The sequence below is a fragment of the Actinocrinis sp. genome, assembly GCF_035650855.1.
GTDB lineage: Bacteria > Actinomycetota > Actinomycetes > Streptomycetales > Catenulisporaceae > Actinocrinis.
Genome location: NZ_DASRGV010000328.1, coordinates 1 through 13,068, shown reverse-complemented (window position 1 = coordinate 13,068; position 13,068 = coordinate 1). Strand labels below are relative to the sequence as shown.

At 69.2% G+C, this 13,068-nt stretch carries 13 protein-coding genes and 1 pseudogene; 12 read left to right on the top strand and 2 right to left on the bottom strand.

Annotation, left to right across the window (positions count from 1 at the left end; all coding sequences use genetic code 11):
• Positions 1 to 107: 107 nt before the first annotated feature.
• Positions 108 to 1,136 carry a LacI family DNA-binding transcriptional regulator gene (locus VFB40_RS23450; RefSeq protein WP_324854196.1) on the bottom strand — a complete coding sequence of 343 codons (1,029 nt, stop codon included), beginning with the start codon at positions 1,134 to 1,136 and terminating at the stop codon, positions 108 to 110.
• Between the two features lie 380 nt (positions 1,137 to 1,516).
• Here VFB40_RS23450 and VFB40_RS23445 point away from each other — a divergent pair, with 380 nt between their 5' ends.
• The 9 genes from VFB40_RS23445 to VFB40_RS23405 all read left to right on the top strand — a co-directional run bounded on the left by VFB40_RS23445 (position 1,517) and on the right by VFB40_RS23405 (position 10,519).
• The gene (locus VFB40_RS23445) at positions 1,517 to 2,707 is read left to right on the top strand and encodes an amino acid ABC transporter substrate-binding protein (RefSeq protein WP_324854194.1); all 1,191 of its coding nucleotides are present in this window, start codon (positions 1,517 to 1,519) and stop codon (positions 2,705 to 2,707) included.
• Positions 2,708 to 2,716: 9 nt separating this feature from the next.
• Positions 2,717 to 3,595 (top strand): branched-chain amino acid ABC transporter permease, encoded by an 879-nt coding sequence (locus VFB40_RS23440; protein ID WP_324854191.1) that lies wholly within the window; start codon positions 2,717 to 2,719, stop codon positions 3,593 to 3,595.
• Entirely contained in the window at positions 3,592 to 4,638 is a 1,047-nt protein-coding gene (locus VFB40_RS23435; RefSeq protein ID WP_324854189.1) for a branched-chain amino acid ABC transporter permease, read from the top strand. The genes VFB40_RS23440 and VFB40_RS23435 overlap by 4 nt, the downstream gene beginning before the upstream one ends.
• Positions 4,635 to 5,366 (top strand): ABC transporter ATP-binding protein, encoded by a 732-nt coding sequence (locus VFB40_RS23430; RefSeq protein ID WP_324854187.1) that lies wholly within the window; start codon positions 4,635 to 4,637, stop codon positions 5,364 to 5,366. Before VFB40_RS23435 ends, VFB40_RS23430 begins: the two co-directional genes overlap by 4 nt.
• A 1-nt stretch (position 5,367) precedes the next feature.
• Positions 5,368 to 6,237: an ABC transporter ATP-binding protein gene (locus VFB40_RS23425; protein ID WP_324854185.1), complete on the top strand. Its 870-nt coding sequence runs from the start codon at positions 5,368 to 5,370 to the stop codon at positions 6,235 to 6,237.
• On the top strand, positions 6,234 to 7,184 hold the full coding sequence (locus tag VFB40_RS23420; protein ID WP_324854183.1) for an NAD(P)-dependent oxidoreductase: 951 nt from the start codon (positions 6,234 to 6,236) through the stop codon (positions 7,182 to 7,184). Before VFB40_RS23425 ends, VFB40_RS23420 begins: the two co-directional genes overlap by 4 nt.
• A gap of 104 nt (positions 7,185 to 7,288) precedes the next feature.
• The gene (locus VFB40_RS23415) at positions 7,289 to 8,497 is read left to right on the top strand and encodes a M24 family metallopeptidase (RefSeq protein ID WP_349261610.1); all 1,209 of its coding nucleotides are present in this window, start codon (positions 7,289 to 7,291) and stop codon (positions 8,495 to 8,497) included.
• 31 nt (positions 8,498 to 8,528) lie between these two features.
• On the top strand, positions 8,529 to 9,554 hold the full coding sequence (locus VFB40_RS23410; RefSeq protein WP_324854179.1) for a thiamine pyrophosphate-dependent dehydrogenase E1 component subunit alpha: 1,026 nt from the start codon (positions 8,529 to 8,531) through the stop codon (positions 9,552 to 9,554).
• Positions 9,542 to 10,519 (top strand): alpha-ketoacid dehydrogenase subunit beta, encoded by a 978-nt coding sequence (locus VFB40_RS23405; RefSeq protein WP_324854177.1) that lies wholly within the window; start codon positions 9,542 to 9,544, stop codon positions 10,517 to 10,519. Before VFB40_RS23410 ends, VFB40_RS23405 begins: the two co-directional genes overlap by 13 nt.
• Before the next feature lie 135 nt (positions 10,520 to 10,654).
• Here VFB40_RS23405 and VFB40_RS23400 read toward each other — a convergent pair whose 3' ends face one another.
• Positions 10,655 to 11,155 carry a GNAT family N-acetyltransferase gene (locus VFB40_RS23400; protein WP_324854175.1) on the bottom strand — a complete coding sequence of 167 codons (501 nt, stop codon included), beginning with the start codon at positions 11,153 to 11,155 and terminating at the stop codon, positions 10,655 to 10,657.
• Between the two features lie 115 nt (positions 11,156 to 11,270).
• Between VFB40_RS23400 and VFB40_RS23395 the strand changes: the two genes are divergently transcribed.
• From VFB40_RS23395 to VFB40_RS23385, 3 genes and pseudogenes are all read left to right on the top strand, one after another.
• Positions 11,271 to 11,813, top strand: coding sequence for a HEAT repeat domain-containing protein (locus VFB40_RS23395; RefSeq protein WP_324854173.1), 543 nt, complete (start codon positions 11,271 to 11,273; stop codon positions 11,811 to 11,813).
• A gap of 97 nt (positions 11,814 to 11,910) precedes the next feature.
• A complete protein-coding gene (locus VFB40_RS23390; RefSeq protein ID WP_324854171.1) occupies positions 11,911 to 12,204 on the top strand; it encodes a DUF1330 domain-containing protein in 294 nt (97 codons plus the stop codon).
• A 666-nt stretch (positions 12,205 to 12,870) separates the two neighbouring features.
• Positions 12,871 to 13,068 (top strand): annotated as a pseudogene (locus tag VFB40_RS23385) (hypothetical protein); the annotation flags it as partial.

Here is a 13,068-nt window from a genome sequence, read left to right as displayed (position 1 = left end):
CCACGTCGTAACCAGCGACACTGCGCGCTCGCGGCTTCAGGCGGGTCGTGAGCGCGCAGTGTTTTCATGTAAGACCGCAGCCCTGCACTAAGCGGGATCAGCCCAAGTCACCCGTCAGGCGGCGGTGCCGTCGAGCCGCGCTTGATGAGCGTGGGCGTGAGGGAGAGCCGCTTGGTCAGGTGCGGGCCCGGGCGGGTGAGCTGGTCGAGCAGCAGGCGGCCGGCCTCGGCGCCGAGGTCGTAGTGCGGCACGCGGACGGTGGTCAGCGGCGGGTCGAACTTGTCCGCGAACGGCATGTCGTTGAAGCCGGTGACCGAAACCCGGTCGGGGCAGCGCAGGCCGCGCTCCCGCAGCACGTCGCAGGCGCCGAGGGCGAGCAAGTCGTTGGCCGCGACGATCGCGGTGAGGTCCGGCGCCCGGTCCAGGAGCCGCCGCGTCCCGGAGACCCCGGCGGCCTCGCTGTACGCGTCGCAGACCACGATGTGCTCCGCGGGAACGTCCTGGTCGTGCGATCGCAGCGTCTCGTGGAACGAGCGCGCCCGGATCGAGCCGGTGTACACGTCCTGAGGACCCGCCAGGTGGCCGATGCGGCGGTGCCCGAGTTCGATCAGATGCTCCGTCGCCAGCGCGGTGCCGAGCCAGTCGTCGGCGGTCACGGCGCAGAAGTCGGTGCGGTCGGTGCCCCGGTAGACCAGCACCACCTTGAGCCCGCGGCGCGCCGCCTCGTCAAGCAGCGGGTGGGTCCGGCGGGCCGTGGCGACGATGAAGCCGTCCACTCGCCGGGTGACTAAGGACTCGAATAGAGCGCGCTCGCGCTGCTCGTCGTTGTCCGTGTTGGCCAGCAGCGCGGTGTAACCCTCCTGCGCGAGTACGTCCTCGATGCCGCGCACGATCGGCGGGAACAGCGGGTTCATCAGGTCCGGAATGATCACGCCAACCGTGCCCGTGCGGCTGGTGCGCAGACCGCGGGCGATCGCGTTCGGTACGTAGCCGAGCTCCCGGGCGGCAGCCAGCACCCGCTCGGCGGTGGCGTGGTTCACCAGGTGGCGGCTCGCCGGGTTCAGCGCGCGGGACGCGGTCGCCTGGTGGACGCCGGCGCGGCGCGCGACATCGGACAGCGTGGACGTATGGGACACGCGCCGAGTGTAACTCCGGGTGGTCCGACAATCGATTGCACGCTGAGATCGCGCGAGTCGCGGTGGCGGGGGCGCGAAGGCGCAGGCGGGGGCGCCGAGTGGAGATCCGCGCCGGGTAAGCATTGACAGCGCGGCTGCCTGGGCGGATATTGCACCGCAATCGACGGCTTCGACCAGCTCGCCCCGCGTCCGTCAGTCCGCACCTCCTTCCCACACCGGATCAGGTAGTCCCGAGGAGGACAGTGCACATGCGTCACTGCAATCGTATGCAGCGCCTCGATCCGTCCCGGTCGGCGGTCCGTGGCACCGCCATCCGACACAGCGTCTCCGTTCGACGTGGTTTCCATATTCGACAACGTGCCGCGGCTGTCGCGCTGGTCGTGACGGCGAGCACCCTTGTTGCGGCCTGCGGGAGTTCGCATCCCGCCGCCGCCAAGGCCCCGACGACCCTGAACATCGGCATCTCGCTCTCGCTCACCGGCGACTTCGCGGACCCGGGCAAGGCCGCCGAGCGCGGTTACCAGCTGTGGGCCGACACGGTGAACGCCAAGGGCGGCGTGCTCGGGCGCAAGGTGAACCTCAAGATCGTGGACGACGCCTCAAGCCCGAACCAGGCCGTCAGCAACTATCAGAACCTGATCAACCGCGATCATGTGGACCTGGTCTTCGGGCCCTTCTCCTCGCTGCTGACCATCCCGTCCTCGGCGGTGGTCAACCGCTACCACTACGCGTTCATCGAGCCGGCCGGCGGCGGGCCCGCGGTCTTCGCGCAGCATCTGCACAACCTCTTCTTCGTCCAGCCGGCCGCCACGGTGCAGGGCGGGATGGTGTTCGCGGACTACATCCTGTCGCTGCCGGCGGATCAGCGCCCGAAGACCGCCGCGTATCCGTCCCTTGACGACCCGTTCGCCTCGCCGATCGCCGACGCGGTGCGCCAGCGCTTCGAGGCCGCCGGGATCCGGACCGTGTACAAGTCGATCTACCCCGCCGAGACCACGGACCTCACCCCGATCATCGCGAAGGTGGCCGCGGCCAAGCCGGACGTGGTGGTGGCCGGGACGCAGTCCGAGGACGCCTACGCCGACGTCAGGGCCATGATCCAGCTCAAGTGGGCGCCCAAGTGGCTGTTCCTGTCCAACGGCGCCAACTCTCCGGTCGACTTCCCCAACGCGGTCGGGCTGACGAACACCGAGGGCATCTTCTCCTCAGGGGACTGGTTCTCCGGCAGCACCGCCTCGGGCAGCGCCGCCTTCATCGCCGCGTACATCAAGAAGTACGGCGGCACGGCCGATCAGATCGACAGCACCTCGGCGGAGGCCTACTCCTGCGGAATGCTGCTGGAGGAGGTGGCGGCCAAGACCGGAAAGGTCGACAACGCGACGATCATCAGCACCCTGCATTCCGGCACCTGGCCCACTCTGGAAGGCAACCTGTCCTGGGACTCCTCAGGCCAACCTCAGGGCTCGTACCTGCTGGAGCAGTGGATCGGCGGCAAGCTGCTCGCGGTTTATCCGCCCAGCAGCGCCGAGCACGCTCCGGTCACCGAACCGCTGGCCTGGGCCGGGAAGTAGGCCGGCCGCGTGCACACCGTCATCCAGGCGCTGATTCTGGGCGTGTTGACCGGGGGCGTCTACGCCCTGATGGCCAGCGGTCAGACGATCATCTTCGGCGTGATGAAGGTGGTCAACCTCGCGCAGGGCGCGCTGGTGATCGCCGGGGCGTACCTGAGCTACTCGCTGTTCACATCGCTCGGCCTCGATCCCTTCCTCTCGATCCTGGTCACCACCCCGGCGCTGTTCGGCGTCGGGGCGGGGCTGCAGTGGCTGTTCCTGCGCCCGCTGCGCGAGGAGGACAGGGCGGAACTCTCGCTGCTGGTCACCTTCGCGGTCGCGCTCGGCATCGAGGGCGTGCTCAGCGTGACGTACAAGACGAACTACCGCACGATCCAAGCCGGCTACGCGGACCGCTCGTTCACGGTCGGCGGCTATCAGATCTCTGCGGTGCGGCTCTACGCGTTTCTGCTTTCCGCGGCGCTGCTCGGCCTGCTGTACCTGTTGCTCCAACGCACGAAGTTCGGCCGCGCCGTCCGCGCCACGGTGCAGAACCCTGAGTCGGCTCAACTGCTCGGGGTGAATTCGCGGATCGTGGCGGCGGCCGGCTTCGGAATCGGCGCGGCCACGGCCGCGGCGGCCGGCGCCGTGTACGGCCTGCTGTACTCGTTCAACTCGGGGAGCCACTACGACCTGATCTCCCGGCTGCTCTCCATCGTCGTGCTCGGCGGTCTCGGCAGCATCGGCGGCTCGATCGTCGGCGCCCTCGTCATGGGCGTGGTCGCCTCGCTGGTCGCCGCGCTCGGTCCGCCGATCTGGTCGGACTTCAGCTTCTTCATCGTGCTGCTCGCGGTGCTGCTGCTACGGCCGCGCGGACTGTTCGGCGCGAGCCTGCGAGGCGCGCTGTGAGCCGCGCCGGCGTGATTCGGGCGCTGCTGTTCTTCGGCGTACTCACCGCGCTGCCGTTCGCCGTGACCGCGCACTGGATCGTGAATCTCGGGGTGTTCACGCTGATCTACGCCGGCTTGGCCAGCGCGTGGAACCTGGTCGGCGGCCTCGCCGGTTATCCGTCACTCGGGCACGCCGCGTTCTTCGGCGCCGGCGCATACGCGGAGGCGATCTACTTCCAGCACCGGGACGCCGGCGCTAATGGCCTGATGCCCTTCCTGGTGCTGCCGATCGTCGGTGCCGGCGTCGCAGTGCTCGGACTTGCGGTCGGCTGGATCGCGATGCGCACGCGCAGCGACGTGTTCGCCATCGTCACGATCACCCTGCTCTTCGTCGCACAGACCCTCGCCTTCAACCTGAACTCGCTCACCGGCGGCTCGCAGGGCATTGGTATGCCTCCCGCGCCTTTCGACGTCGACACGTATGAGCGGCCGTTCTATCTGGTCCTCGTGCTGTTGCTGGCCGTATCGATGGGCGTCACCTGGGCCGCGCTGCACAGCGGGGCCGGGCTTTCGTTGCAAGCGGTGGCTGCCGATGAGGAACGTGCCCGAGGTATCGGTGTGCACGTCACTGGCGTGAAGCTGCTCGCCTTCGCGGTGTCGGTCGGGATCGCGGGAATGATCGGCGGCGTCTGGGCTTACTACGTGTCCTTCATCTACCCGCAGTTCGCCGTCGACCCGCTGATCACGATCGGCATGGTGCTGATGGCGTATCTGGGCGGCCGCGGCACCTTGTGGGGGCCGGTGCTCGGTGCCTTCGTCCTGGTGCCGGCGCAGCAGTACCTCGCGTATCAGTACGGCGCGACGCAGCTCTACCTGATCGCGTACGCGGCGGTGTTCCTCCTGATCATGCTGCTGCTGCCGCGCGGGATCCTGCCCTCGCTCAGCCACCTGCTGCGGCGGCGGCACGCGGCGACCGGCCGCTCCCCGGACGAGACGACTCAGGACCCTGCGGATGCAGCCAGCACCGAAGCCGGGACCGTCGCCGAGGAGATGGCCCGGTGACCGCACTGCTGGAGGTCGAGCACCTCTCCAAGCGCTTCGGCGGGGTGACCGCGGTGGACGACTGCTCGTTCACCGTGCAACACGGCGCCGTCACCGGCCTGATCGGGCCCAACGGCTCCGGCAAAACCACCGTGTTCAACCTGGCGACCGGGTATCTGCACGCTGATTCAGGCCGCATTGTCTTCGCCGGACGCACGCTGGCTCGTCCCGATCCCGCGGCGCTGTACCGGGCCGGGCTTTCGCGCACGTTCCAACACGCGCGCATCTTCCCCAGGCTGTGCGCGCTGGACAACCTGATCGTGGCGGCCGGTCACCCATGGCGCAGCCTGTTCACCCGGCGCCGCGGCCACGCCGACTCGGACCGAGCCCTCGCCCTGCTTGAGGAATTCGGCCTCGCGGCGCACGCCGAGCATCCGGCCGGCGAGCTCTCCTACGGCCAGCGAAAGCTCCTGGAGTTCGCCTCGGTGCTGATGAGCGAGCCGAAGCTGGTGCTGCTCGACGAACCGACCGCGGGCGTCAACCCGACGCTGGTCGCCACGATGGAGCAGCACATCAGGCACCGGCACGCCATGGGCATCAGCTTCCTGATCGTCGAGCACGACATGAACCTGGTGATGCGGCTGTGCGACCCGGTGATCGTGATGGATCGCGGCACCCGCATCGCCGCCGGGCCGCCCGACGCGGTACGCGCCGACCCCGCCGTCCTCGACGCCTACCTGGGGCAGTGACATGAGCGGCGAATCGGCGTCAGGCAACGAAGAAGTACTGAGCGGTACCGCAGGCGCCAGAGCTGGCACGGGCGCTCCCGGAGGCCCGCCGCCGCTGCTCGCCGTCGAAGGACTGGTCGCCGGGTACGGTGCGGGCGACATCCTGCGCGGAGTCGACCTGACGGTCGAGGCCGGCGAGGTGGTCTGCCTGATCGGGCCGAACGGGGCCGGCAAATCCACCGTGCTCAAAGCAATCAGTGGGCTGATACGACCGCGTCGCGGTCGGGTGCTGCTCGACGGCGACCCCATCGACCGGCTTTCGCCGCGCGAGCGACTAGGCCGCGCCGTGGTGCACGTTCCCCAGGAGCGCAGCCTGTTCCCGGCCATGACGGTCTGGGAGAACCTGCTGATGGGCGGCTACGTCTTGCGTGACCGGGGGCAGCTGCGGCGGCGCGCCGAGCGCTGCGCCGAGCAGTTCCCGATCGTGGCGCGGCGGCGGCACGATGCGGCCGGATCGCTGTCCGGAGGCGAGCAGAAGCAGGTGGAACTGGCCCGCTCGCTGATGCTCGAACCGAGGTTGATCCTGCTCGACGAACCCTCGATCGGCCTGGAGCCGCGAGCGCGGCGCGCCGTCTTCGAATCCATCGCCGGCCTGGCCGCGGACGGCCGCGCCGTCCTGCTGGTCGAGCAGAACGCGCGCAGCGGCCTCGCGATCGCGCATCGCGGCGCGGTGCTCGAGTCCGGGCGCGTGCGCTTGACCGGCACCGGTCCGGGCCTGCTGGCGGATCCCAACGTGGCCCGCCTCTACCTCGGCGGCATGGCGCAGGTTCCTGATACGACGCGAGCTTCCGAAACGAGCGACGCGGGCACGACAACGGAGGTGTCACCGTGAACGATCCGGGCTTTCGGCGGCTGGGCTGGATCGGGACCGGCCGGATGGGCAGCGCGCTGGCCGGCCGGCTCCTCGACGCAGGGCACGAACTCGCGGTGTACAACCGCACCCGGGCCAAGGCCGAACCGCTGGCCGGGCGCGGCGCGAGCGTGGTGGACACGGTCGCGGACCTCGCGGATCGCGATGTGGTGTTCACCACCGTCTCGGCCTCGGCGGACCTTGCCGAGGTGGTGCTCGGCGAGGGCGGGCTGCTCAGCCGCGCCGATGTCGCGCCGGGCGTGATCGTGGATTCCTCCACTGTTTCGGCGGAGGTCTCCGCGCGGGTTCGGTCCGCCGCGGCGCTGCGCGGGACCGCGCTGATCGCCGCACCGGTCAGTGGCAACGGTCACGCGGCCGCGGCGGGCCGGCTCTCGGTGGTTGCGTCCGGGCCACCGGAGGCGTTCGAACGGGTGCGGCCCTATCTGGAGGTCTTCGGCCGGTCGGTGACCTATGCGGGGGAGGGCGAGACGGCGCGGCTGGTGAAGCTGGCGCACAACGTGTTCCTCGGTGTCGTCACCCAGGCGCTCGCGGAGGTCACCGTGCTGGCCGAAAAGGGTGGCGTGCCGCGCGCCGCGTTCCTGGACTTCCTCAACCACAGCGTGCTCGGCTCGACCTTCACCAGATATAAGACTCCTGCGTTCGTCCGCCTCGACTTCGCGCCGACCTTCACGCCGGTGCTGCTGCGCAAGGATTTCGACCTGGGCCTTGAGGCGGCGCGGCGCCTGGAGGTGCCGATGCCGGTGGCCGCGTTGACCCATCAGCTGGTGCAGGCGCTGATCGGGCGCGGCCACGCCGACGAGGACTTTGCCGCGCTGCTGCCGGAGCAGGCGGCGGCCGCCGGGCTGGCGCTGCTGCCCGAGGACGTGCCGGTGGACGACGGTCTCTCTCTCGCCGAGGAGTCCCGATGACCAGTCCCAGCATGCTGACTGGCAAGGAGCTGTCTGACAGAGCCGCGCCTGACGGAACCGTGCCTGACGGAACCGTGCCCGACCTCCTTCCCGCCCCCGGCCGCATGGCAGTGGACTTCGAGACCCGGGTGGACTTCGACCGGCTGCGCGCTTACCGGCTCGCCCGGGCCAGGGCCGCGCTGGACGCCTCCGAACTCGGCGCGCTGCTCGTCTTCGACGTCAACAACATCAGGTATCTGACGAGCACGATGATCGGCGAATGGGCCCGCGACAAGGTGGCCCGCTACGCGCTGCTCACCCGCACCGGCGAGCCGGTGCTCTGGGACTTCGGCTCGGCGGCCCGGCATCACCGGTTGTACGCGCCCTGGCTCGATCCAGCGAACAGCCGTGCCGGAATGCTCGGGCTGCGCGGCTCCGTGGCCCCGGACGCGGGGCTGATCGCCGCCGCCGTCACCGAGATCCGCGCGATGTTGGCCGAGCAGGGCGTCGCGGAGATGGCGCTGGGCGTGGACATCGCGGAACTGCCGATGGTTCTTGAGCTCCAGCGGGTCGGTCTGGACGTACGCGACGCCCAGCAGGTCATGCTCGACGCGCGGGAGGTCAAGTCCGCGGACGAGATCATGCTGCTGACGCAGGCTGCCGCGATGGTGGACGGGGTGTATCAGACCATTGCGGATGCTCTCAGGCCGGGCATCCGCGAGAACGAGATCGTCGCCCTGGCGAACAAGCGCCTCTACGAGATGGGCTCGGATGACGTGGAGGCGATCAACGCGGTGTCCGGCGAGCGGTGCAGCCCGCATCCGCACAACTTCTCCGACCGGCTGATCCGCCCCGGCGACCAGGCGTTCTTCGACATCATCCAGTCCTTCAACGGATACCGGACGTGCTACTACCGCACGTTCAACGTCGGCAGCTGCACCCCCGTGCAGCGCGACGCGTACCAGAAGGCCCGCGAATGGATCGACGCCGCGATCGCCCTCGTGCGCCCTGGGGCGTCCACGGAGGAGATAGCGCGGGCCTGGCCCGCCGCGCCGCAGTTCGGCTTCGCCGACGAAATGGAGGCGTTCGGACTCCAGTTCGGCCACGGCCTCGGCCTGGCCCTGCACGAGCGGCCGATCATCAGCAGGCTGAATTCGCTCGAACACCCGGTCGAGCTGAAGGAGGGGATGGTCTTCGCGCTGGAGACCTACTGCCCGGCCGCCGACGGCTACTCCGCCGCGCGGATCGAGGAGGAGATCGTGGTGACCGCCGCCGGTCCGCGGGTGATCACCCTGTTCCCAGCCCGGGAACTCTTCGTCGCCAACCCCTACTGACCAACCATCAGACCATCAGGGACTGAGCACCATGAACACCGGCCGCACCATGACCACCGACCTCGACACGACGCCCGAACCCGACCTGCGCACCCGGCTCGCCCTCTACCGCTGCCAGGTCGAGATCCGCCAGTTCGAGAAGCGGGCCTACGACCTGTTCCTGCAGAACCTGGTCAAGGGCACCAGCCATCTGTCCCTGGGCCAGGAGGCGATCGCGGCCGGCTTCGGCGCGGCGATGCTCCCCGACGACTACACCTTCGCCACCTACCGCGGCCACGCGCACACCCTCGCGCGCGGCGTGCCGATGGCGCCGGTCATGGCCGAGCTGCTCGGCCGTGCCAACGGGCTGATGGCGGGCAAGGGCGGCTCGATGCACCTGACCAGCGTCGAACACGGGATGATGGGCTCGTACGCGATCGTCGGCGCGCACCTGACCATCGCCAACGGCGCCGCCTGGTCGGCCCAGTACCGCGGCTCCGGCCAGGTCGCAGTGTGCTTCTTCGGCGACGGGACCACGAACATCGGCGCGTTCCACGAAGCGCTGAACTACGCGGCGGTCTACCGGCTGCCGGTGGTGTTCGTATGCGAAAACAACCTCTACATGGAGTACACGCCGATCGACTCGGTGACAGCCGTGCGCAGGCCCGCCGCCGACCGCGCTCCCGCGTACGGGCTGGAGCCGATCGCCCTCGACGGCAACGACGCGGACGTGATGTACCGCGCGGCGGTAGCGGCGTTGGAGCGAGCCCGAGCCGGCGAGGGCCCGAGCCTGATCGAGGCGCTGACGTACCGGCACGGCGGCCATTCGCGCGCCGACCCGGCCAAGTACCGGCCCGCGGCGGAGGTCGAGCGCTGGCTTGCCCGCGACCCCGTGGCGCTCTACCGGCAGCGGCTACTCGATCTCGGCGTCGCAGAAAGCGAACTCAACGCGATCGAAGCGGCCGCGCGGGCGGCGGTAGACGAGGCCGAACGGCAGGCCAAGGCGGGTCCCGCGCCGGATCCCGCGCTGCTGCTGACCGATCTGTGGGCGGACGGAGGTTCGTCATGGCGCAACTGAGCTACCGGGACGCGGTCGCCCGGGCGATCGGCCAGGAGATGCGCCGGGACCAGCGGGTGGTCTTTCTCGGCGAGGACGTCGCGGCGGCCGGCGGCGTCTTCAAGGCGACCCCCGGCCTGCTCGCCGAGTTCGGCCCGGTCCGGGTGCGCGACACCCCGATCAGCGAACAGGCCATCCTCGGCGCGGCGATGGGCGCGGCGATGACCGGGCTGCGGCCGATCGCCGAGATCATGTTCAGCGACTTCTTCGCGGTGTGCTGGGACATTGTGGCGAATCAGATCGCGAAGACCCGCTACATGACGCACGGCCAGGTCACCCTGCCGCTGGTGATCCGGTGCGGCAACGGCGGCGGCCTGAAGTTCGGCGCGCAGCACTCGCAGAGCGTGGAGAACTGGGCGATGGCCGTCCCCGGCCTCAAGGTCGTCGCACCCTCGACCGCGCGAGATGTGATCGGACTGTTCGCGGCGGCCGTGCGCGACCCGGACCCGGTGCTCTTCTTCGAGCAGAAGTCGCTCTACCCGGCCAAGGGCGAGGTCCCGAACGGCGAGATCGTCGACGAACTCGGCACCGCGAAGGTGCTGCGATCCGGCGCCGAATGCACGCTCGTCGCCCTCGCGGCGATGGTCCCTCGCGCGCTCGCCGCCGCCGAACGGCTTGCGCAGCAAGGCATCGAGGCCACGGTCGTCGATGTACGTTCCCTGGTTCCGCTGGACACGGCGACCATCCTGAGCGAGGTGGCCAGAACGGGCCGCCTGTTCACGGTCGAGGAGAACCCGCGGCTGTGCGGCTGGGGCGCCGAGCTCGTCTCGATCGCGGCGGAGGAGTGCTTCACCGAACTGCTCGCCCCGCCGGTGCGTATCACCACACCGCACATCCCGCTGCCCGCCGCCGACGCGCTCGAGGACCTCGCCCTGCCGTCCGTGGACCGAATCGTGCAGACGGTGCTCGATTCGAAGTCGCGGTGATGTGCACGGATCCGATGCCATCAGCCGTTCCGCTCCGGTCCGCGGACCGGTGGCGCTGCCGCGCACGCGCTTCGCGCTGGAACGCTGCGCTTGCTGCGGCTCCGCTTCGCTCCGCCACCGCCTGCGGCTGTCTGCCTAGCTATTCGTCAGGTCCTTGGCCATGACCCGTTCTCTCCCCGTGCCATCAGGTAGCAGGTCACCCGGCTCACCGGTGTCCGCGAATCCGTGGCGCTCGTAGAGGGCGACAGCATTCTCGTTACCCGGCATCACGGACAAGCGCAGAGCCTTAGCACCCCGCTGTGCGGCCCACCGTGCAATCTCCTGGATCAGACTGTCACCGACCCCTCTGCCACGCGCTGCGGGACTGACCCACATCGAGATCAGCTCGACGCTGTCCTCTGCCTGCTCAACGGGAACGCCGCTGGCCATCCCCGCGGGACGACCGTCAACCACCGCGATGACATTGTGTGCGCCGGGAATCTCCAGACGGGCGCGCCAGCGTTCCTCGCGATCGCCCGCTCCCTGCCACTCGGCCAGCGTCGACCCGAATGCGTAGGGCGCCTCCGCCAAAGCTGCCTGCCGCAGTTCCCGCCAGATTGGCCAGTCGTCTGATTTCAAGGTGCGCAGTTCGAGCATGAAGCAGACCCTGCCGCGCTGACGCAACCGAAGCAACCCGATAACGTCCGATCTCCGCGCCAAACCGGCGAAAATCCGTTGCCCGTCCTCGCCCGACAAGCGAACACTAACGAGCATGCTTGGCTTTTCCAGGACAGACAACGACACGCTGGTGTCGTGCCTGGGTGACCCGCAACGCACCGCAGCGGCCTACCGCGAGCTGCTGCAACGAGGGAACGACGCGTTGGGCGCCATCCGCGCCGGACTCCGGCATGAGACGCCCGCTGTACGCGAAGGCTGCTGCCGCCTGCTCGATCACCTGGTCGACACCGAGTCCATGGGCGAGCTGATCGCGATGGCCGACGACCCCGACGTCAAGGTACGCATCGCCGCGTTCCACGCCCTTGCCTGCGACCGCTGCAAGAACGACGTTTGCGCCCCCGGTGCCGAGCGAGTCCTTGAGCCGGCGCTGGCGCATCTGCGCACAGATCCCGACCCCAGGGCGCGGGCGATGGCCGCCGAACTCGTCGGCAAGTTCGCCCACACCGAGCCGCGCGCGCTCGCCGCTCTGCAAGCGTCCCGAGCCGACGACCCAAGCCCGGCAGTACGCAAGAAGGCAGGCTGGTACGTGCCTGGCGGGACCATCTACGAACGCACTGCCGGATTGACGCGGAGGTAGCCGGCAGTTGCGCCACCCCGGTTGTTCGTTGTTGGGTACGATCGATCTGTAGTGTGAATTCGAGGTCGGATGTGCTCTTCCGAACATTGGGGGTTCCGTGGCCAAGGGCTACTGGGTCAGTGCCTACCGCACCATTTCAGACCCTGAGAAGCTGGCTGCCTACGACAAGCTGGCCGCTCCGGCCGTCCGAGCCGGGGGCGGGCGGGTCCTCTCGCGTGGCGCCCGGGTCGTCGCCCACGACGCCGGCATCGCAGGGCGCACCATTCTGATCGAGTTCGACAGTTTTGAACAGGCCGTCGCGGCGCACGAGAGTGAGGCCTACCAGGAGGCGCTGGCCGCCCTCTCCGATGGCGTCGAGCGTGACTTCCGCATCATCGAAGGCCTTGACTGATCGACGGGGTTCGTCGGCGACGTGCTCGGCGCGTGGTTCCGACCGTCGAGCGGAGACGGAGCACCACGCGGCGGCCTGCCCGCTGATCCGAGAGAAACGGCCTAGTGCTGGCTGCTCGCACGAGGAATCTCGCCTTCCGAGCCGAACGTGAGCGGCGCCAGCAGATAGCGGAGCGGCCGAGCGTCAGCGAGGGTGCGGAGCGTTTGGGGTGGGAGGGCGGGTAGCCGTAGGCGGTACAAGCCAGCCGCAGGCGTTTCCGCGGAGCGAAGCGGAGCCCTGATAGCGCAGCGGTAAGCGCGGAGCGCGTGTGCGGCAGCGCCGACAGTCCGTGGAGCGAAGCGGAACGGGGGCGGGAGGGCGGGCCACGTCATCGGAGCTTAGCCCCTGTTTCCACCCGTACACTCAGGCGTCGCCATGGCGAAGTCTTGACCATGCAGATCCTTGTTCCGTTCAGGCTTTCTTCAGTAAGTTCGACGGCGATCCGCCGGAGACATCGGAGTCCTGACGGATTTCCCCAGCTCGGCCCGTAGCCGCAGTCGAACGTCAATACCCACACATCGCGTTTCGATTACCCACGCCGCGATCGACTGCTCGCAGCCGCTGTCCGTGCGGTCGCGGGCTGATCTGTCATGTCCGCAGCCTTCCTCATACCCACCGAGGAGCATTGTGAGAATCACCAGCGAACGCGCGCGGCGCCGGAAAATCCGGACGCTGACCGCGCTGTCCGCGACCCTCGCGGCCGCCGCGCTGTCCGGCGTCGCCGTGCAGACCGCAACCGCCACCCCCGCTCCGCACCAGGTGCCGGTCAAGCACCTGTGCTCTGCACCCAGCCACCGCGGCCAGATGGCCTGCATGTCGTTGGTG